Source organism: Peptacetobacter hiranonis, from assembly GCF_008151785.1.
Classification (GTDB): domain Bacteria; phylum Bacillota; class Clostridia; order Peptostreptococcales; family Peptostreptococcaceae; genus Peptacetobacter; species Peptacetobacter hiranonis.
The window spans coordinates 945913-967111 of record NZ_CP036523.1; the positions used below are offsets into that span (position 1 = coordinate 945913).

At 31.6% G+C, this 21199-nt stretch carries 23 protein-coding genes; 19 read left to right on the top strand and 4 right to left on the bottom strand.

Features of this window, described 5'->3' with window-relative positions; genetic code table 11:
- The first annotated feature begins 30 nt into the window (after positions 1-30).
- The 4 genes from trpS to pyrR all read left to right on the top strand — a co-directional run bounded on the left by trpS (position 31) and on the right by pyrR (position 3421).
- On the top strand, positions 31-1032 hold the full coding sequence (gene trpS / locus KGNDJEFE_RS04445) for a tryptophan--tRNA ligase (protein ID WP_006440034.1): 1002 nt from the start codon (positions 31-33) through the stop codon (positions 1030-1032).
- 372 nt (positions 1033-1404) lie between these two features.
- Positions 1405-1857: a signal peptidase II gene (lspA, locus tag KGNDJEFE_RS04450; RefSeq protein WP_006440035.1), complete on the top strand. Its 453-nt coding sequence runs from the start codon at positions 1405-1407 to the stop codon at positions 1855-1857.
- 29 nt (positions 1858-1886) lie between these two features.
- The gene (locus tag KGNDJEFE_RS04455) at positions 1887-2816 is read left to right on the top strand and encodes an RluA family pseudouridine synthase (RefSeq protein ID WP_006440036.1); all 930 of its coding nucleotides are present in this window, start codon (positions 1887-1889) and stop codon (positions 2814-2816) included.
- Between the two features lie 71 nt (positions 2817-2887).
- The gene (gene pyrR / locus KGNDJEFE_RS04460; RefSeq protein WP_006440037.1) at positions 2888-3421 is read left to right on the top strand and encodes a bifunctional pyr operon transcriptional regulator/uracil phosphoribosyltransferase PyrR; all 534 of its coding nucleotides are present in this window, start codon (positions 2888-2890) and stop codon (positions 3419-3421) included.
- A 702-nt stretch (positions 3422-4123) separates the two neighbouring features.
- On the opposite strand, the gene KGNDJEFE_RS04465 is transcribed toward pyrR, so the two are convergent.
- The 3 genes from KGNDJEFE_RS04465 to rpmB all read right to left on the bottom strand — a co-directional run bounded on the left by KGNDJEFE_RS04465 (position 4124) and on the right by rpmB (position 5997).
- Complete coding sequence (locus tag KGNDJEFE_RS04465) at positions 4124-4351, bottom strand: hypothetical protein (RefSeq protein ID WP_118549764.1); 228 nt, start codon at positions 4349-4351, stop codon at positions 4124-4126.
- An 87-nt stretch (positions 4352-4438) separates the two neighbouring features.
- Positions 4439-5698, bottom strand: coding sequence for an IS91 family transposase (locus KGNDJEFE_RS04470; RefSeq protein ID WP_170239656.1), 1260 nt, complete (start codon positions 5696-5698; stop codon positions 4439-4441).
- A 110-nt stretch (positions 5699-5808) separates the two neighbouring features.
- On the bottom strand, positions 5809-5997 hold the full coding sequence (gene rpmB, locus KGNDJEFE_RS04475) for a 50S ribosomal protein L28 (RefSeq protein WP_006440038.1): 189 nt from the start codon (positions 5995-5997) through the stop codon (positions 5809-5811).
- Positions 5998-6380: 383 nt separating this feature from the next.
- Here rpmB and KGNDJEFE_RS04480 point away from each other — a divergent pair, with 383 nt between their 5' ends.
- The 9 genes from KGNDJEFE_RS04480 to mscL all read left to right on the top strand — a co-directional run bounded on the left by KGNDJEFE_RS04480 (position 6381) and on the right by mscL (position 14655).
- Positions 6381-6731: an Asp23/Gls24 family envelope stress response protein gene (locus KGNDJEFE_RS04480; RefSeq protein ID WP_040410408.1), complete on the top strand. Its 351-nt coding sequence runs from the start codon at positions 6381-6383 to the stop codon at positions 6729-6731.
- A gap of 10 nt (positions 6732-6741) precedes the next feature.
- Positions 6742-8376: a DAK2 domain-containing protein gene (locus KGNDJEFE_RS04485; protein WP_006440040.1), complete on the top strand. Its 1635-nt coding sequence runs from the start codon at positions 6742-6744 to the stop codon at positions 8374-8376.
- 103 nt (positions 8377-8479) lie between these two features.
- Positions 8480-10546 carry an ATP-dependent DNA helicase RecG gene (gene recG / locus KGNDJEFE_RS04490; RefSeq protein WP_040410409.1) on the top strand — a complete coding sequence of 689 codons (2067 nt, stop codon included), beginning with the start codon at positions 8480-8482 and terminating at the stop codon, positions 10544-10546.
- Between the two features lie 75 nt (positions 10547-10621).
- Positions 10622-11191 carry a 16S rRNA (guanine(966)-N(2))-methyltransferase RsmD gene (rsmD, locus tag KGNDJEFE_RS04495; protein ID WP_006440042.1) on the top strand — a complete coding sequence of 190 codons (570 nt, stop codon included), beginning with the start codon at positions 10622-10624 and terminating at the stop codon, positions 11189-11191.
- Positions 11184-11687 (top strand): pantetheine-phosphate adenylyltransferase, encoded by a 504-nt coding sequence (gene coaD / locus KGNDJEFE_RS04500; protein ID WP_006440043.1) that lies wholly within the window; start codon positions 11184-11186, stop codon positions 11685-11687. The genes rsmD and coaD overlap by 8 nt, the downstream gene beginning before the upstream one ends.
- 73 nt (positions 11688-11760) lie before the next feature.
- Positions 11761-12210: an ATP synthase subunit B family protein gene (locus KGNDJEFE_RS04505; RefSeq protein WP_154645817.1), complete on the top strand. Its 450-nt coding sequence runs from the start codon at positions 11761-11763 to the stop codon at positions 12208-12210.
- Positions 12211-12342: 132 nt separating this feature from the next.
- On the top strand, positions 12343-13533 hold the full coding sequence (locus KGNDJEFE_RS04510; protein ID WP_006440045.1) for a coenzyme F420-0:L-glutamate ligase: 1191 nt from the start codon (positions 12343-12345) through the stop codon (positions 13531-13533).
- 153 nt (positions 13534-13686) lie between these two features.
- Entirely contained in the window at positions 13687-14211 is a 525-nt protein-coding gene (locus KGNDJEFE_RS04515; protein ID WP_006440046.1) for a hypothetical protein, read from the top strand.
- Positions 14212-14235: 24 nt separating this feature from the next.
- On the top strand, positions 14236-14655 hold the full coding sequence (gene mscL, locus KGNDJEFE_RS04520; RefSeq protein ID WP_006440047.1) for a large conductance mechanosensitive channel protein MscL: 420 nt from the start codon (positions 14236-14238) through the stop codon (positions 14653-14655).
- Between the two features lie 66 nt (positions 14656-14721).
- Here mscL and KGNDJEFE_RS04525 read toward each other — a convergent pair whose 3' ends face one another.
- Positions 14722-16068 (bottom strand): nucleotidyltransferase, encoded by a 1347-nt coding sequence (locus KGNDJEFE_RS04525; RefSeq protein WP_006440048.1) that lies wholly within the window; start codon positions 16066-16068, stop codon positions 14722-14724.
- 208 nt (positions 16069-16276) lie between these two features.
- Here KGNDJEFE_RS04525 and KGNDJEFE_RS04530 point away from each other — a divergent pair, with 208 nt between their 5' ends.
- The 6 genes from KGNDJEFE_RS04530 to KGNDJEFE_RS04555 all read left to right on the top strand — a co-directional run bounded on the left by KGNDJEFE_RS04530 (position 16277) and on the right by KGNDJEFE_RS04555 (position 21197).
- On the top strand, positions 16277-17473 hold the full coding sequence (locus KGNDJEFE_RS04530) for an acetate/propionate family kinase (protein WP_006440049.1): 1197 nt from the start codon (positions 16277-16279) through the stop codon (positions 17471-17473).
- 128 nt (positions 17474-17601) lie between these two features.
- Entirely contained in the window at positions 17602-18135 is a 534-nt protein-coding gene (locus KGNDJEFE_RS04535; protein ID WP_006440050.1) for a YceD family protein, read from the top strand.
- Between the two features lie 16 nt (positions 18136-18151).
- Positions 18152-18328, top strand: coding sequence for a 50S ribosomal protein L32 (gene rpmF, locus KGNDJEFE_RS04540; protein WP_006440051.1), 177 nt, complete (start codon positions 18152-18154; stop codon positions 18326-18328).
- A 256-nt stretch (positions 18329-18584) separates the two neighbouring features.
- Positions 18585-19142: a transcription factor FapR gene (fapR, locus tag KGNDJEFE_RS04545; protein WP_006440052.1), complete on the top strand. Its 558-nt coding sequence runs from the start codon at positions 18585-18587 to the stop codon at positions 19140-19142.
- A gap of 12 nt (positions 19143-19154) precedes the next feature.
- Positions 19155-20186 (top strand): phosphate acyltransferase PlsX, encoded by a 1032-nt coding sequence (gene plsX / locus KGNDJEFE_RS04550; protein WP_006440053.1) that lies wholly within the window; start codon positions 19155-19157, stop codon positions 20184-20186.
- A 24-nt stretch (positions 20187-20210) separates the two neighbouring features.
- Positions 20211-21197 carry a beta-ketoacyl-ACP synthase III gene (locus tag KGNDJEFE_RS04555; protein WP_006440054.1) on the top strand — a complete coding sequence of 329 codons (987 nt, stop codon included), beginning with the start codon at positions 20211-20213 and terminating at the stop codon, positions 21195-21197.
- The last annotated feature ends 2 nt before the right edge of the window (positions 21198-21199 follow it).

Here is a 21199-nt window from a genome sequence, read left to right on the forward strand (position 1 = left end):
TATAAGTCTAAAATAGAAAGAGGGATTACGATGAGCGAAAAAAAGGTAATATTTAGTGGTGCTCAGCCATCAGGAAAAATGACATTAGGTAACTACCTAGGAGCGATAAAAAACTGGACAAAACTTCAGGACGAATACGAATGTTTCTTTAGTGTTGTCGATTTACACGCTATAACAGTTCCTCAGGAGCCAAAAGTTCTTAGAGAAAATGCTAAAAAATTATTAGCTCAGTATATAGCTTGTGGACTAGATCCAGAAAAAAATACTATATTTATACAGTCACATGTTAAAGAACATCTTGAATTAATGTGGGTATTAAATACAATGACATACATGGGTGAGTTAAACAGAATGACTCAGTTCAAGGATAAAGCGCGGAAATCTGAAGCTAACTTAAATGCAGGTCTATTCACTTATCCAGTATTAATGGCTGCTGATATACTTCTTTATCAGACAGATTTAGTACCAGTTGGTGATGACCAGAAACAGCACCTTGAATTAGCAAGAGATTTAGCAAATAGATTCAACAATAGATATTCAGATACATTCAAAATACCAGAAGGATATTATCCAAAAGAAGCTGCAAGAGTAATGAGCTTACAGGATCCTACTAAAAAAATGAGTAAATCTGATGAAAATGTAAATGGATTTATACTTCTTGAAGACGATCCAGATACAATAAGAAGAAAAATTAAAAAATGTGTAACTGACTCTGAAGGTGTTGTAAGATATTCACCAGAACAGCCAGGTATAAAAAATCTTCTTGATATATACTCAGCTTTATCAGGAAAATCAATAGATGAGATAGTGAAAATGTACGAAGGTAAAGGATATGGAGATTTCAAGGCAGATACTGCTGAAGTTATAATAAGTGTATTAGAGCCTATGAGACAGAAATATCTAGCACTTTTAGAGGATAAAGAATATCTTGAAAAAATATACTGTGAAGGAGCTAAAAAAGCAGAAGCAAAAGCTAGAAAAACTCTTAGAAAAGTATATAAAAAAGTTGGTTTCTTAGAAAGAAAATATTAATTATTGTTAAAAACAGCTCAAAATAGAAGTGGAAACTTTTATTTTAGGGCTGTTTTTTATTGTAAATTTAAATTTGCGCAAAAAAAATGAGCCATCGAAGCTCATCAAAAGGGTAAGGTTATTACTACTTTTGGGGAAAGTAGAATCAAAGATTAACAATTTATATTATATTTAGGTTAATCTGTTATTTTCAATTTATAAATAGAGTATACAATTTAATTATAAAAATGTCAATAAATTATCAAGAAAATGTTATAAAAAAATCAATGTCAAAAGTAAAAAAACAAATAATAAGTAATCTGCTATTGTGATATAATAAAATATGTATAATTATGTATGAAATTATAAGAATTTAAAAATAGGGGTGGTCTTTTGATATATGAGGTAATAATAGCTATTTTGATAGGTATAGATCAGGCTATAAAGTACGGTGTTTTAAACGTGCTTAAAGAAAAAGGAAGTATACCTATTATAGATGGCGTGTTTCATCTAACTTATGTAGAAAATAGAGGAGCAGCATTTGGAATGCTTCAAAATAATCAAATTATTTTTGTTGTAATTGCTGGACTTGCTACTATTATTGGACTTTATTGGCTACATAAAAATAAGGAAAAAATAAACATAATTGGAAAAGCATCTATTATAATGATTGTTTCTGGGGCAATAGGTAATTTAATAGATAGACTTAGACTGGGATTTGTTGTGGATTATTTTGACTTTAGAATAATTTGGCAGTATGTTTTTAATTTTGCTGATGTACTTGTTGTATGTGGGACAATACTACTTTGTTTTTACATATGGAAGTATTCGGATCTAAATGAGTAAATTAGAAACTGTACTTAATAGGAGGTATAATGGTAGATAATATATGTGATGATATTAGAGAATTTTTAGTAGAAGAAGACGAGGATGGAGATAGATTAGATGTTTATCTTGCGGATCAATTCGTCGATATGTCAAGAAGCTATATTCAGAAGATAATAAAAGATAAAAAGGTAACTGTAAACGGAAAAGTTGAGAAGGCTAAGTATCTTGTAAAAGAGGAAGATAAGATTGTAATAGAGATTCCAAAGCCTAAGGTTTTAGAGGTTGTGCCACAGGATATACCAATAGAGATTGTTTATGAGGATGACGATATTATAATAGTAAACAAACCTCAGGGAATGGTTGTTCATCCAGCACCTGGAAACTATGAGGGGACTTTGGTTAACGCTATTTTATACCATTGCAAAGGAAATCTTTCTTCTATAAATGGTGTTATAAGACCGGGGATAGTACATAGAATTGATAAAGACACTTCTGGGATACTTATGATAGCAAAAAACAACAATGCTCATAATTGTCTTGCTGAGCAGCTAAAGGATCACTCTATAACCAGAGAGTATGAATTTATCTGTCATAGTGTGTTTAAAGAAGACAATGTCACAGTTGATAGACCAATAGGTAGAAATCCTAAGGATAGACTAAAAATGGCTATTGTTCCAAATGGAAAAAGAGCTGTTACTCATTTTGAAGTGATTGAAAGATTTAATGGATATACTCATGTAAGAGCTAGGCTTGAAACAGGAAGAACTCATCAGATAAGAGTTCATGCAATGTCAATAAACCATCCTCTTGTGGGTGATCCGGTGTACGGACCTAAAAATTCAAAAATAAAATTAAATGGTCAGGCACTTCATGCTAAGAAATTAGGATTTATACATCCGACTACAAAAGAATATGTAGAATTTGATTCAGAGCTACCGGATTATTTCCAGAAGCTTTTAGAAAAATTGAGAAAATAATAAAGAATATAGGTATTAATATTTAAGTAAGATATTTTTTAGTTAAATATTTTCGGAATGGAGAGTTTGATATGATAGAAAAGGCTCAGTTAATGGATGAAAAAGCTATGGCGAGGGCTATAACTAGAATAAGTCACGAAATAATAGAAAAGAATAAGGGGATAGAAGATCTTGTACTTCTTGGTGTTAAGACTAGAGGTATTCCTCTAGCTAAGAGAGTGCAGTTAAAAATAGAAGAAATAGAAGGTACATTATTACCAGTTGGGGAAATAGACATCAGCAGATATAGAGATGATATAAGTGAAAGAAGAGTAGAGGGCGCTGTGTACGACGATAACACTTCTTTTGACATAGACAAAAAAACTGTTGTACTTATAGATGATGTTCTTTATACAGGAAGAACTGTAAGAGCAGCGTTAGACTATATAATAGACAATGGTAGACCTAAAGCAATACAGCTTGCTGTACTTGTTGACAGAGGACACAGAGAACTACCAATAAGAGCTGATTACGTAGGAAAAAACGTACCGACATCAAAAAATGAATTTATATCTGTAAAACTATCAGAAATAGATGGGGAAGACTCAGTAACAATCAATGAATAAAAATTTGAAGCTGTTGCAATAATTTGCAACAGCTATTTTTTTGCCTAATCTACTATAAATCTCTTTCTTGATAAAAGTGTGGCTAAATCAAAATTTGCCACCATTTGTTACTATGCGAAGCATATGAGATATAGACAAACTTTTCTCCAGCTTCGACGCGTGAGCGAAAAATAGGTTTGGTGCTTCTAAAATACGCGTCTCCAGATTGTCGAAAAAGTTTTGTCTATATAACTCATATGCTACATAATATCAATAGACTTGTAAATTTTGATTTATACCACTCTTTATAAGTAAGTGATTTTATAGAAGACTGAGCAATAAAAATACCTTGTTGTAAAATTATTGCTAACAGCTTTCTAAGCGAGGGAAATGAGAGAAATGTTGTAAATTTGTAAGTAAGTTACTTAGATATATATTAATTCATTGTTTTGTATTATTTATAAAAGATGAGAAGAATATAAATACTTATTTCCGCATTTTTAGAGAGTTAATAATGTGAAAGAGTGAAGAAATATGTCAGAGCCAGCGACAATCTGTAGACGTGGGTTTTAATTACAACAGAATATTTTACCCACACGCACGTCGAAGCCTGGAGCGGAAATGACATATTTCTTCACTCTTTTCCAAGTTATTAAGCAATAAAAAATACTGCCACAGAACACCTTTAAAAGGTGTTCTTGTGACAGTACCTTTAACTGACACCTAACGGTCGTCAGTTTTTTTGTATTCAAATTTAGCTCCACAATTAGGACAAATTAATTCTGGCATATTTTTTTCATTTAGCGAAGCTATCGCTCCCAATGAAAAGAATGCATCTTGTCTTAGTTCTTCTAATATAAATTCTGGTACTCCTTTTTCAAATCCACAAGACTTACATTCATAATTGTATAACTTTTGTCCTTTACTCATTTCTTCTAATTCTTTTAGCATACTATTTCTCCTAATAATTTTAATTACACTAATTATACACTATTATTTATATTTGAGTATAGCAAAGCTAGCCTATTTAATAGACTTTTAAAATAATTCTTTTTGTGTTGTTGTATTCAAAGAAATTTCTTTTTCTATAATTTCTTCGTAGATTATTCTTTTATAATTTGATTTATCTAGTACATTATATATTAATCCATATTTATAATGCCATATTTCCCATAGAATCATGTCTTTTCCACACTTTTTACAAATATAAGGATTTACTCCAAATGATTCTATCAATCTATCTTTAAAATTTTTCTTTACTGTATTCTTCTTTTTTATCAGCTTAGATATATTTCTGTGTCTCATAAAATTATATAATTTCAATATTTCTATGCTTAATTTATTTTTTACTCTTGAATATAGACCGTATCTTCTTGCAACTCTAAAACCCTTCGGGTGAATATGTTGGGTTATTTTACCTATAAATTCTAATACATTTACAGTTATTTCTCTTTTTCCCTTAGGTTTTTTGTTTTCATACCAGTAAGTTACATTTTTCCCATCGTAATTAATTATTCTATACTCAGCGATAGCTGGTCTAGCCAAATATCTACCTATATATTGAGTTGCCTGTTTTATATTAGTTAAACGTCTTTCTGCATTTACATAGAATTCTTTCTTATATAACTTATTTATCAAATTTCTAGTTTTTCTATCTCTAAAGTTGTTTTTTATTATATCTAGTACCAACTTTCGCCATACTTTTTTCATATATGTATACGGTATGAAATCTAATTTTTTAAACCACTTATTATTTCTATCTATTCCACCTTCGGTGTATAAGGCATGTATGTGAGGATTCCATTTTAAATCTCCACCAAAAGTGTGTACTACAGCAATTACCCCTAATTCATAATCTCCATTTGTTTTCTTTTTATGAAAACTATCTAATACCTTATATGTAGCATCTTGTAAATCTTTTAAAAGCTCTCGCTTTCTGTAGAAATAGACTCTTAACTCCTCTGGAATTGTGAAAACTGCATGTCTATGAGAAACATCAAGAATATTTTCTACCTGTTTTTCTGCCCATTCCATAGAATATTTTCTTCCACACTTTGTGCAAAACTTACTTTTACAAGTGAACCCTTGAATATACTCCTCTCCACAGTCTATACATTTATGTTTTATATATCCTTTTTCTATATTTCCACAATTTAAAGCCTTTATTACAGTATTTTCTATCTGATCCCTCATTTCTCTTCTAACTTTATTCCAATATTTTAGTTTGAATTCTTCAAAGTGATTTTTTAATATTTTCTTAATGATTTTTTCATCTTTTTGTTTTTTCAATACATTCATATTACTATTGTACATAAGTTTTCCACAGTTTTAAATTATTATAATTTCCTTAGGAATAAAAAAAGGTCTACCCTTTTGGTAGACCTTTGATCTCACGAACAAAATTTTAATTAAGCTCTTTCAACTTTTCCAGAACGTAGGCATCTTGTACAAACTTTAACTCTTTTTGGAGTTCCGTTCTCTACAACTCTAACAGTTCTTAAGTTTGCAGACCAAGTTCTTTTGTTGTGTTTATTTGAGTGTGATACTGTGTTTCCTGAATGTTTACCTTTACCACATACGCTACATACTCTTGACATTACCGTGCACCTCCTTAAAAAATAAATAACTATTTAAAGACTAAAAACATATTTATAATATCATAAACAACAAAGTTTTGCAAGAAAAAAATATATTTCTTTTGAAGATATTGAAGAATATCTATTTATCATATAAAATTATATATATAAATGCTGATAATGTAAACAAAAAGTTTTCTAATTTGTAAAAATAAAAAAGTTTATTTGATAAAAAGACTTGATATTATTGTTAAAGTTAGATTATTATATGCTATATAGGTTTAAATTATAACCAGATTATAGTATCATATTGTTTATATCGACTAGAAAATAGATACTTTATGTATTTATTGCCGAGTATAAAATTAAATTGGCAAAAAACTTTTAAGAGGGGGTTCAGAACCATGACCGCAAAAATAACAAATGAATACGGATGTATAGAAATAGATAAGCATGTAATAGCACAGGTTGCATATAAAGCAGCTATGGAAAGTTATGGGCTAGTTGGACTTGCATCAAGAACTAAAGGAATAGTTGAACTTTTAAAGGGTGAAAATGCGACAAAAGGTGTAAAAGTAGAAGAAACTGAAGATAATACTGTCGAAATAGAACTTTTCGTAATAATGCAGTATGGAATCAATATATCTACAGTTGCTAACAATATAATAGATAAGATAAAATACACAGTCGAAAAATTAATCGGAGTTAAAGTAACTAAAATAGATATAAATGTACAGGGTATAAGAGTAAAATAGGAGGAAAAAAATGACCGAATATATAAAAGCCAAAGCATTCAGAGAAATGTTTGTTTCGGGTGCTAATAATCTTCAGAATAGTAAAGATTTAGTAGATAAATTAAATGTATTCCCAGTTCCAGATGGAGATACTGGTACAAATATGTCGCTTACTATATCTTATGCAATGAAGGAATTAGAAAAAGTAGGAGAAGACGATATAACTAAAATAGCAAAGGCGTTATCTAAAGGATCTTTAATGGGTGCTAGAGGTAACTCAGGGGTTATATTATCACAGATAATCAGAGGTATAGGAAAATCTGTAGAAGGTAAGGATAAACTTTCAACTGTAGATTTAGCAAAAGCTTTAAAAGGTGGTTCTGATACTGCTTACAAAGCTGTTATAAAACCAGTAGAAGGTACTATACTAACAGTTATAAGAGAAACTGCTGAATATGCGGTTAAATTAGCTAAGAGAGAAAATAATATAGAAAAATTCTTAGGAAAAGTAGTTAGAGAAGCTAATGTATCATTAGAAAATACTCCTAACTTACTTAAAAACCTTAAAGACGCTGGAGTTGTAGACTCAGGTGGTAAAGGGTTAACACTTATATTAGAAGGATTCTATCTTGCAATAGTTGGAAAATCAGTAGTTCCAGCAACAGCAGAAAAAGCAGAACTTAAAAATGTATCTTTATCATCAGCAGATAATACATCTACTGAAGATATAAAATTCGGATACTGTACTGAATTTATATTAGAATCAGATAAAATAGATGATGCTGGAATAAGAGATATAATGCTAGGATATGGAGATAGTTTAGCAGTAGTTGGAGATGAAGGTGTTATAAAAGTACACGTTCATACTAATGAACCAGGGAACGTACTTCAGGAAGCATTAAAATACGGACAGTTATTAACAATAAAAATAGAAAATATGAGAATGCAGCATGAAAATATACTTGAAGGTGTTGCAGAAAATGCTGAATATGAAGAACCAGTAGAAGAAAAAGAATTTGCATTTATATCTACTTCTATGGGTGAAGGATTAGCTAGCATATTTAAAGATTTTGGTGTTGATCATGTAATCGAAGGTGGACAGACTATGAACCCAAGTACTGAAGATTTCATGAAAGCAATAGACAAAATACATGCTAAAAATATATTCATATTACCAAACAATAGCAATATAATAATGGCAGCTAATCAGGCTAAAGAACTTAGCGATAAAAATATAATAGTAATACCTACTAAAAATATTCCACAGGCTGTAAGTGCACTTGTTGGATTTAATCCAGAAGCTACAGCTGAAGAAAATGAAGCTAATATGATAGAATCATTAAGCTATGTAAAATCAGGACAGGTTACTTTCGCAGTTAGAGATACTGTAATGAATGGAATAGAAATAAGAGAAGGTAATATAATAGGTATTGCTGAAAAAGAACTGATTGCAGCTGGAGATGAAGTTGATGAAGTAACAAAAGAACTAGTAGAAAAATTAGTTGATGAAGACTCAGCTATAATAACATTATTCTACGGTGAAGATGTTACAGAAGAACAGGCTGAAGAGTTAAGAGGAGAATTAGAAGAAAAATTCGAGGACATAGATGTAGAGCTTTACTACGGTGGACAGCCTCTTTACTACTACCTAATATCAGTTGAATAAAAATAAGTAAATCAATCCTGTATGACTGAGATATATGTTGTACAGGATTTTTTTTGATTTATTTTTTGCTCTATGAGAATAAAAATTTAGGCAGGTGATAAATTTGTTCGGAGTAATAAATGAGAGCATACAGTATGTCAAGGGAATTGGTCCTAAAAAAGCAGAAAAATTGAATAAACTTGGAATTTATACAATAAAGGACCTTCTTTATTATTTTCCAAGACAGTTTGAAGATAGAAGTGTAATCAAAAAAATTGCTCAGCTTGAAGATGAAGAAAAGGTGACAGTAAAAGCGCTGATAACAAATATAGAGAGCTATACACCCAAAAAGGGAATGACTATAACTAGAATAGATGTAAAGGACGATACAGGATTTGCAAAGCTTACATTTTTCAATAGAGAGTATATAAAAAATACTTTTAGAGTTGGAGATAGCATACTTGCTTTTGGGAAGGTTAAGAAGAATGGTAGGTTTGTAGAGCTTAATTCTTGTGAACTAGAGTATTTGTCTACATCTCCAAAGAATATAGGAAAACTAGTGCCAGTGTATCCACTTAGCTATGGTATTACAAATAAGGATATTATGAATACTGTAAGAATGGTGTTTGAAAATAAGGATATAAAAATACCAGAGTATATGCCAGAATACCTTTTGAAGAAGTACAGATTATGTGGTATAGATTATGCAATAAAGAATATTCATTTTCCGAAAGATAAAGAGTCTTTAAAAGTTGCGCTGTATAGATTAATTTTTGAAGAGTTATTAGTATTACAGCTTGGGCTATTTATGTACAAAGGTGGAAATAGCAATGAAAAAGGTATATTATTTAAACGTGATCAAAGATTAGATGAGGTGCTTGAGTCACTACCATTTAGCCTTACTAGAGCACAGAATAGAGCATTAAATGAGATAATAGACGATATGTGCTCAGAAAAAGTAATGAATAGACTTGTTCAAGGGGATGTCGGAAGTGGTAAGACAGTTGTTGCACTTCTTGCACTTGCTGAGTGTGTGTTCAATGGATATCAAGGAGCGCTTATGGCACCGACAGAGATACTTGCACAGCAGCATTACGAATCATTCACAGAAACATTTGAAGATATTGGAATAAATGTAGAACTATTAACAGGAAGTGTTACAAAAAAACAAAAGGAAGGTATATTACACAGGGCTAGAGATGGAGAGATAGATATTCTTATAGGAACTCACGCGCTTATTGAGGATAATGTCGAGTTTAAGAATATTGGACTTGTTATAACCGATGAGCAGCATCGTTTTGGAGTTAGACAGAGAGGAAAGTTATCTTCTAAGGGTACAAGTCCAGATATACTTGTTATGACAGCAACTCCTATCCCAAGAACTCTTGCGCTAATACTTTATGGAGATTTGGATATTTCTATAATAGATGAGCTTCCACCAGGAAGACAGCCTATAGAAACAATAGCTGTAGAAAAGAAAAAAAGAGATAAGGTATATAACTCACTTGTGCGAAGAGAGGTAGACAAAGGAAGACAGGTCTATATAGTATGTCCACTTGTAGAAGAAAGTGAAAGTCTTGATATAACTTCTGCAACTGAAACTGCAGAGGAGATAAAAAGAGATTTCTTCCCAGATTTAAGAGTTGGACTTCTTCATGGAAAGATGAAACCATCTGAAAAAGACGCTATTATGACAGCATTCAAAAACCACGAACTCGATATACTTGTTTCTACAACGGTTATAGAGGTTGGGGTAAATGTGCCAAACTCAACTCTTATGATTATAGAAAATGCAGAGAGATTTGGACTTGCTCAGTTGCATCAGCTTAGAGGACGTGTTGGTAGAGGGAAACATCAATCTTATTGTGTTTTAATCTATGGCTCAAATAGTGAAGTCTGTAGAAAAAGAATGGGAATAATGGAAGAAACCAACGATGGATTTAAAATTTCTGAGAAAGACTTAGAGATAAGAGGTCCTGGAGAATTCTTTGGAACTATGCAGCATGGTGTTCCAGAACTTAAAGTTGCAAATTTATTTAAGCATATGAAAATACTAAAGACTGTGCAGCAAGAGGCTAGAATTATAATTGGAGAAGATTCTACTTTAGATTTTAAAGAATATAGAGGATTGAAAAGAGAAATAGAATCTAAATTTAAAGATAAAATAGAAAAAGATATAACTATGAATTAATGAATATTAATACAATAGTAGTTACTATATGATATAATAATAGATATGATAATTTGAAATTGAAAGGAGAAAAACGTGAGAGTTATTTCTGGAAAAGCAAGAGGGTTAAAACTTAATCCACCTAAGGATCAAAGTGTAAGACCTACTACAGATAGAGTAAAAGAATCACTTTTTAATATAATAAATTCATACGTGATGGATGCAAATGTTTTAGACCTTTTTGCAGGATCGGGTTCGCTTGGGATAGAGTGTCTATCTAGAGGGGCTGAACATTGCGTATTTTCAGATTTGAGTAAGGAAAGTATAAAGATAATTCAGTCTAATATAAAAAAAGCTAGAGTTGAGCGGGAAAGTACAGTAATAAATAAGGATTATAAAAATGTTATATCGGATATGGGTATTAAAAAACAAGAATTTGATATAATTATGTTAGATCCGCCATATTATGAAGGACTTTTTGTAGACTGTATAGAAAGAATAGATAAGAACCAGATACTTTCTGAGGATGGAGTGATTGTGGTAGAGCATGATAAAAAAGATGAGCTACCAGACGAGATAGGAAATATAGTCAAGGTAAAGGAAAAAAAATATGGAATAACAGTACTTAGTTTTTATAAGCTAAGTGTGGAGGATAGCGATGAATAAATGCAATGTGAAAAAAGCTATTTTTGCTGGTAGTTTTGACCCTATTACAAATGGTCATTTAGATATTATAAGAAGGGCATCCAAGCTTTTTGGAGAGCTTCAAGTAGGGATACTGATAAATCCAAACAAGAAAGCTTTATTTACTTTAGAGGAAAGAATACGGCTGATAAAAGAGTGTACAGCTGATTTAGACAATGTAAAAGTAATTTCATTCGATGGGTTACTTGTAAAATACTGTGAACAGAATGGAATTGATGCATTAGTTAGAGGGATAAGAAGTGCCGCCGATGTAGATTATGAATTACAGATGGCTCATATGAATAGGGAATTAGATTCTTCTATAGAAACAATTTTCCTTCCAAGTAATACAAAATTCTCATTTATAAGTTCATCTCTTATAAAAGAGGTGCTATCTTTTGGAGCAGATATACAGAACTTAGTACCAGAGCAGGTATTGAGAGAATTAAAAATTAAGATGGAAAGAAAGGAGATATAGTATGCATATAGATGATTCACACATAATTGATCTTATTAAAGAGCTAGAATTTCTTATTCAGGAGGCTTCTTCAGTGCCATTTAATTCACATAAATGCAGCATAGAAAGACAGGATGCATTAGATATAATAAGCGATATAAAGAGAGCGCTTCCAAGAGAGTTAGAACAGGCGAAAAGTGTAGCTGAAGAAAGTAAAGACATAATGAATAGAGCAATAGCTGAGGCTCAGGAAATGTTAGACGATGCTGAAAAGAAAGCAATGGAAATAATCAAAGATGCTAATGAAGAAGCAGAAGAAATTCGCTTAGATACAGAAGACGCTGTAAATGATTATATAAATAGCAGCAAACCTGTTATGGAAGCAGAAGAAAAAGCACAGAAAATAATCAGCAATGCAAAAGCTGTTTCTGAAGAAATAAAAATTGGTACAGCAGAGTATGCAGACGAACTTTTATCTGAAGTTGAGGAACATATTTCGTCAATTTTGGATGAAATTAGAAAAAATCGCGAAGAATTTAAGTAAAAATCAAAAAAATATTTGCCATTAACCTAATTTTTTTATATACTAGTTAAGGATTGTTTATTAAGAGATATAAAATTTTGCAAATAAATTTGTTAAAACCAATTAATTTATATAAAGAAAGGTGATACCAATATGGAGAGAAAAGTAGGAACAATTTCTAGAGGAGTAAGAGCTCCAATCATAAGAGAAGGAGACGATCTAGCAACAATAGTAGTAGATTCTGTATTAGATGCAGCTAAAAGCGAAAATTATGAAATGAGAGATAAAGACGTTGTAGCTGTTACAGAAGCCGTTTTAGCTAGAGCACAGGGTAACTATGCAAAAATAGATGATATAGCTGAAGATGTAAAAGCTCAGTTAGGTGGAGAAACAATAGGTGTTATATTCCCTATATTAAGTAGAAATAGATTCGCTATATGTTTAAAAGGTATAGCTAGAGGAGCTAAAAAAGTAGTTCTTATGCTAAGCTACCCATCTGATGAAGTTGGAAATCATTTAGTTGATATAGAACTTCTTGATGAAAAAGGTGTTAACCCATACTCAGATGTACTTACTCTTGAAAAATATAGAGAATTATTCGGAGAAAACAAACACACATTCACAGGTGTAGACTATGTTGAATACTATTCATCATTAATAAAAGAAGCTGGGGCAGAAGTAGAAGTTATATTCGCTAATAACCCAAAAGTTATATTAGACTACACTAAAAATGTTTTAACTTGTGATATACATACAAGAAAAAGAACTAAGAGAATATTAAAAGAAGCAGGAGCTGAAGTTGTAATAGGTCTTGATGACATATTAACTAAATCAGTAAACGGAAGTGGATTCAATGAAAACTACGGATTACTAGGAACAAATAAATCAACTGAAGAAACTGTAAAATTATTCCCAAGAGATTGTAAAGATTTCGTTGAAGAAGTTCAGAAACAGTTCAAAGAAAGAACTGGTAAAAACGTAGAAGTTATGGTATACGGAGATGGAGCTTTCAAAGATCCAGTAGGAAAAATATGGGAACTTGCTGACCCAGTAGTTTCTCCAGCTTATACTTCAGGTTTAGAAGGAACTCCAAACGAAGTTAAATTAAAATACTTAGCAGACAATGATTTCGCTGATTTAAAAGGTGATGAATTAAAAGACGCTATATCTGACTACATAAAAAATAAAGACAACGATCTAGTAGGAGAAATGGTATCTCAGGGTACTACTCCAAGAAGATTAACTGACCTTATAGGTTCATTATGTGACCTTACTTCAGGAAGTGGAGATAAAGGTACTCCAATAGTACACATACAGGGATACTTCGATAACTTCACAAACTAATTAAATAATTTTGATTATAACCTCCAGTTTAATGCTGGAGGTTTTTTAATATGGATAGTTTATGAAAAATTTGTCGATAAGCAATATAAACAAAGTTTTTATGTTATAATATTTAAATAGAATTTATAAAAAGATTTGTTGGAGGTTAAGAAAATGAAAAAGAAGCTATTAGCACTTTTACTTGCTTCTACAGTTGTATTTTCATCGGTTTTAATGACTGGATGTAAAAAAACTGATGAAGAAGAAGCAAAAGACCCTAATATACAGGTTGAGGTAGATATTGCAAAACCTAATATAGAAGAATTTAAAAGTATAGAAATTCCGCAGTTAGGTAGAAATATAAACAGAGATGAGTTTAAAGTTGTAAATATATCAGTTTACACTAATTACAGTGATAAATATTCTGATATGAAGATGACTATACCAACATTCAAAGGAAAATGCGGGACTGTAGATTCTATAGAAAGATATGTTTCAGGAAATGCTACATCTAGTGAAAATGATATAGACAGAGTGTATAAATATGATGAGGACTTTATACTATACACAAAAGGACTTGATAATGCTGGTATAAAAAAATTATTAAATCAGCATAAACTTGTATTTGAATACAAGAATGGGGAAGAAAAAGAAAAACAGACTATTTCTTTAGGGAACGAAGCTAACTTTATAAAATAATTAAAAAAAGAGGGAGATGTCGGTATGAAGCAGATGTTGAAGGAATTTAAGGAATTTATCAGCCGTGGAAATGTAATGGATATGGCAGTAGGGATTATTATAGGTGGCGCATTTACAGGAATAGTTAATTCTTTTGTGAATGATATTATAAACCCTATAATTGGTATTTTTGGAGGAATGAACTTTAGCGATTTAAAATGGAACATAGTTGGAGATGTTACTCTAAACTATGGAAGCTTCATAACAGCGGTTATTAATTTCTTGATAATGGCTGCAGTGCTATTTGCTATAATTAAGTTTATGAATAGGTTTTCTGCTAAGTTAGTTGTTAAGAAGAAAGATGAGGAAGAACATACAGAACCAACTACAAAGATATGTCCGTTCTGTAAAACTGAAATAGCAATAGATGCGACAAGATGTCCACATTGCACATCGAATTTATAAAAATATAGGGCTGTTGTAAATTTTTACAACAGTCCTTTTTGCTAAAAAAATATATTGTAATAAAGTTTATCTTACGTATATTGGTTTTATAAAGTAATCCATAGACCCTTTTAGGAGGGGTCTATTTTTTTTGTAGTAAATTGTGTTGTATATGTCAGTGCATTTTATGTCGTTTTCTATTAAGAATTTGAAGTTTTTGTCGTCCATGAAGTGTTCTACTTCTGAGAATTTGTTTATTATTTTTATTTCAGATGATTTTTTTATTTCTCTTATTATTTCTCGTCCTTTTGAATTAAATGCTAGTATTCTTACATATGGTATAGTGTTTATTCCTTTTGCAAGCTCCATGTCGTCTTTTGTAATTCCTAGGAGTATGTTGTTTAGGCATCTTTTTATTCTAGTCATTGTGTATCTTTTAGATTTGACTAAGTTTAGTAACTCATCGTAATCTTTCGCAACAAGTGCAGCTTTAAATATTTTGTTTTCTATTCCTTCAGATATATCAAAATACGATTCTAAATTCTTTTTATCCCTTATTATAGTTGATATAAGTGTTTCAAAAAAGTACTCAGGATACATCGGTAAAAATCCTTTTTCTATATTTGAAGTAATCATATTTAAAGTAGATTCCGGAATAGAATTAGTTATATCTGTAGAAGTTTGTATTGATTTAATTAATTCGTCGATATCTGATGAATTATTTTCTTTAGATGATATTATTTCATACAGTTTTTTTCTTACTGCAGTTGCGGAATTTATGTTTCCGGATATTTCCTCTGAATTGTATTCAGAATGAATTCTTCCTATTGTAAAAGGCTTTATATCGCTTTTTAATGATATTAGTTGCTTTATGTATTCAATTCCTAAAATATTGTTTGAAGAGCTTAAAATATCGTTTAATCTTTCTTCAGATAAATCAATATCATTAAAATTATCTCCAAATGAAAAATCTGGAGAATTTATATAATCAAATAACGCCTTGTTTCTAGCAGTAGGGAATAACATTCCTTCACCTAGGTATGAAGATAGTTTTTTTTTAAAATCCTGAGGCTCTAGGCAAAGTATAGAGGCTATTAGATATAAAGCGTCGATATTTCCCTCCTCACTTCCGAAACAAATTGAATTTACACAGCCTAGAGAATTTAAAAGAGAAACAGATCCTTTGGCAAAAAGTTCTGCACTTTGAGATGCGTAGATTGATGGTAGTTCTACAACCAAATCTACACCAGATTCAACAGCAGCCTTTGCTCTTGAAAATTTATCAAATAAAGCAGGTTCACCTCTTTGTATAAAATTTCCACTCATAACTGCGATTGATGCATCGGCGTTTGTTTTTTCTAAAGACTTTTGTAAATGATATATATGACCGTTGTGAAACGGATTGTATTCGACTATTAAGCCAGTTATATTCATATAAAATTAAACTCCTTTTTTAAAAATTTCTTCTAATAAAGAAAGTATAACTCAAGTGAATGAAATAAAAAAGGAAAAAGACTTTAAATTTACGCAAAAAAATGATATATTAGTAATGTTAATTCGGTTTTTATATAAGTAAAAGTTGCAGTATTGAGGGAAATAGTGCAACAAATAAAAAGACAATAAATTTCTGGAGGTATAAATAATGAAAGTATTAGTTTTAAACTGCGGTAGTTCATCATTAAAATATCAGTTAATAGATATGGAAAATGAATCAGTTTTATGTAAAGGTTTAGTTGAAAGAATAGGGATAGAAGGTTCTGTTCTTAAACACGAAAAAGAAGGTTTAGCAGAAAAATATGTTGTTGAACAGCCAATGAAAGACCACAAAGATGCTATAAAACTTGTATTAGATGCTGTTGTTGACGAAAAAGTTGGAGCAGTTAAAGATATGAAAGAAATAGATGCAGTAGGTCACAGAGTTGTTCACGGTGGAGAAAAATTCGCTTGTTCAGCAGTAATAACACCAGAAGTAGAAGAAGCTTTAAAAGAATGTATAGACTTAGCTCCTCTACACAACCCAGCAAACTTAATGGGAATAGATGCTTGTAGAGCAATATTACCAGATGTTCCAATGGTAGGTGTATTTGATACAGCATTCCATCAGACAATGCCTAAATCATCATTCTTATATGGACTTCCATACGAATTATACACAAAATACGGAGTAAGAAGATACGGATTCCACGGTACTTCTCACAACTACGTATCTAAAAAAGCAGCAGAAATGCTAGGAAAAGATATAAAAGATCTTAAAATAGTAACTTGCCACTTAGGAAACGGTGCTTCTATAGCAGCTGTAGATGGTGGAAAATGTGTAGATACTTCTATGGGATTCACTCCACTTGAAGGTTTAATAATGGGAACTAGATGTGGTGACATAGACCCAGCTATATTACCATTCTTAATGAGAAAAGAAGGATTAGACGCAGATGGTCTTGATAAATTAATGAACAAAGAATCTGGTGTATACGGAATGACTGGTATATCTTCAGACTTCAGAGATATAGAATCAGCAGCTAACGAAGGAAATGAATTAGCTCAGGCTACTTTAGATGCTTACGTTAAAAAAGTTCAGAAATACATAGGTGCTTATGCAGCAGAAATGAACGGATTAGACGCAGTTGTATTCACAGCTGGTGTTGGTGAAAACGGAATAGGAATAAGAGCTGAAATAGCTTCTAACATGGAATTCTTAGGAATGAAATTAGACGCAGAAGCTAACAACGTTAGAGGAAAAGAAACTGTAATATCTACAGAAGACTCTAAAGTTAAAATGTTATTAATACCAACTAACGAAGAATTAATGATAGCTAGAGATACATTAGCATTAGTAAAATAATAAAATTAGTTGAATTAGACTACAAAAGATACAAAATTTAAACAAAATTTTACCTATCAAGTAAAAATACTTGACAAACAAATTTATGATTTGTATAATAATTAGGTAAATGCAAAGAGGTGAGCTTTATGATAATTAATGTCGACAAACTACGCGGAAAAGAAATTGATAAAATTAACTTGAATTTTTGCGAAGAAATTGATACTATTAGTTACTGTGATGAAAAATATAAATTAGCTTCACCTATTGAGGTTACGGGCAAAATAACTCGTAACGGTAAAGAGCTGTATATAAATTCAGATGTCAAGATGACAGTTGTGGACAGATGTTCTAGATGTCTTGAAGAAGTTGAAATTCCTTTAGATTTCAATATACAGGGCTTTATAGTGCAGGAGAACAATTATACTGAGGATGAATATGAAGAATTCGATGCATTTATTGTAGAAGACTATGAAAATGTAGACCTTTTAGAAATAATAGCTCAGAATTTAGAATTTAATATGCCTCATAAAGTTCTTTGTGGTGAAGATTGTAAGGGTCTTTGCCCAGGATGTGGAGCAAACCTTAATAAAGAGGATTGCAGATGCAGCGAAAAGATAAATGACGAGGATAATATTGATCCACGTTTTGCTAAATTAAAAGAATTACTGAAAAATGAATAAAGAGGAGGTGTCCTAAATGGCAGTACCAAAGAGAAAAACTTCTAAATCAAAAAGAGATATGAGAAGAGCAGCTAACTCAAAAATGGTTGCACCAGGTTTCGTAGAATGCCCACAGTGTCATGAACCAAAATTACCACACAGAGTTTGCCCTGATTGTGGATATTACAAAGGTAAAGAAATCGTAGAAAAATAATAAGTTTACAAATAGAAAAAAGCATGTAGAGTAATCTACATGTTTTTTTTATGCATTTTGTTCATTTTTTTGTACTTGGTCTTAATTTGTGGTAATGTATAATTAGGATAATTTTTGTTCAAAATGCTGAGAATATTTTTTTTCTAGGGGTAAATAGAAAAAAAGTGAAAAATTAAGTGTTGAAAAAAATGAGCATATAATATATACTACTATTAGTAGCTGGTCATAAAAACTAGCTATAAAAATTGGAGGTAACATGAAAAAGAGAAGTAAAGTTCAAAGACAGAAGGAACTTGTTGATATGTTAAAGACAGATCCGTTCTACACAGATGAAGAACTTGCTGAAGTATTCAGTGTCAGTGTACAGACTATCAGGCTAGACCGTATGAGTCTGAATATTCCAGAACTCAGAGAAAGAGTTAAAAACATAGCTGAATCACAGAGCACAAAGGTAAGAACCCTAGGCATGAAAGAAATAACTGGAGAGATAATAGATATATCTGTAGGAGAGCTTGGGATTTCTATGCTAGAAGTGAATGAGGATATGATTTACTCTAAGACTGGAACTTTAAAAGATGCGTATATATTCTCGCTTGCGGAATCGCTAGCGATGGCGATAATAGATACGCCTAAAGTAATAATGAGAGTTGCAAATATAAAATGCATAAAATTTGTTGAAAAAGGTGATAGGCTAATAGCAAAGGCTGAAATTTATAGAAATGTCGACAAAAAGCACTATGTTAAAGTCGTAATCAACAATAAGAAACAGGAACAAATTTTTAGAGGTAAATTTATATTTGAAGAAATGGAATAGGAGGAATTTAATATGAGAATAGCTTTAGATGGAATGGGTGGAGATAATGCTCCAGTATCAAATGTAAAAGGAGCAGTTGATGCCATAAATGAATACAAAAATGTAGAGTTAATTGTTACAGGAGATAAGGAAATTCTTGAAAAAGAATTTGCAAAATACGAATTTGATAAAAATAGACTTGAAATAATACACACAACAGAAGTAGTTGAAAATGAAGACAAACCTGTAAAGGCGATAAGAAGCAAGAAAGATTCTTCTATGGTAGTAGCTTTAAGAATGGTCAAAGAAGGAAAAGCAGAGGCTGTTGTTTCAGCTGGAAATACTGGTGCACTTCTTGCAGGAGGACTTTTCGTTGTTGGAAGAATAAAAGGTATAGATAGACCTTGCCTTTGTCCAGCAATACCTAATGTTAAAAAAGGAATGACAATAATAGCTGACGGTGGTGCAAATGCAGACTGTAAGCCAAGAAACTTAGTTGAATTTGCTGCAATGTCAGATATATATTCTAAAAAAGTTTTAGGTATAGAAAAACCTAGAGTAGCAGTTGCTAATGTCGGTGCAGAAGAAGGTAAAGGTAACGACCTAGTTAAGAAAGCATATGAAGAATTAAAAGGGCTTGATTTAAACTTTATAGGAAACGTAGAAGCCAGAGATGTTATAAATGATAAAACAGATATTATAGTTTGTGATGGATTTACTGGAAATATACTTCTAAAATCCGCTGAGGGTATAGCCCTTTCGCTTATGGGATTAATAAAAGAAACTCTTATGTCTAGTACAAAAGGAAAGCTTGGAGCTCTTTTAATTAAGGATGATCTTAGAAAATTAAAAGCATATATGGATTACTCAGAATACGGAGGAGCACCTCTACTAGGAGTTAAAGGTGGAGTTATAAAAGCTCATGGAAGCTCTGATGCCAAAGCAATAAAAAATGCTGTTAGACAGGCTATTAAATTTGCTGAAGGAAATGTTGTTGAGGATATAAAAGAATTCATAAATGAGTATTCTAAGAAGGAAGAAGAAGCCAGCGGTGATGAAGAATAAAATCACTATGGGAGAATAGGAAATATGGATATAAAAGCAGGTATTGTAGGAGTTGGAAGCTATGTTCCAGAGAATATAGTAACCAACTTCGATTTAGAAAAGATAATGGACACGTCAGATGAGTGGATAAGGACGAGAACAGGAATTTCTGAGAGAAGAAAGGTTGCAGAAGGAGAGGCAACGTCAGATACTGCATCAAAAGCTGCATTAAAAGCATTAGAATGTGCAAAACTTGAGCCAAAAGATGTAGATATGATAATCCTTGCAACTATTACTCCAGACAGCCCTCTTCCAGCTACTGCTTGTATTGTTCAGGAAAATATCGGAGCAGTAAATGCTGCGGCATTTGATTTAGCAGCTGCTTGTTCTGGTTTTTTATATGCTATGAATATTGCGAAACGGTTTGTAGAATCAGGAGCATATAAAAACGTACTGATAATAGGAGCAGAAACTTTATCTAGTGTTATAAATTACGACGATAGATCTACAGCGGTTCTATTTGGAGATGGAGCAGGTGCTGCTGTTATCTCAGCTGTAGAAAATGGTGGTATCCTATCTATTACTAATGGTGCGGATGGTTCTGGTAAAGATTATCTTAAAATACCTGCTGGAGGATCCAGAATAAAAGCAGGTGAAGAGAGTGTTAGAAACAAGCTTCATACAGTTCAGATGGCAGGAAATGATGTGTTCAAATTTGCTGTTAGAAAAATGGCTGATGAATCAGTTAAGGCTGTAGAAGCTGCAAATCTAACTCTTGAAGATATAGATTTTCTTATACCACATCAGGCTAACATAAGAATAATAGATTCGTCGGCAAAAAGATTAAAGTTAGAAAAAGATAAGGTATATGTAAATTTAACAAGATACGGAAATATGTCGTCGGCATCTGTTCCAGTGGCAATGGATGAAGCTTTTAGAGAAGGAAAGCTAAAAAAAGGCGATAAGGTAGTACTTGTTGGATTTGGTGGAGGTCTTACTTGGGGCGCTTCTGTTGTAGAGTGGAGTATATAGGA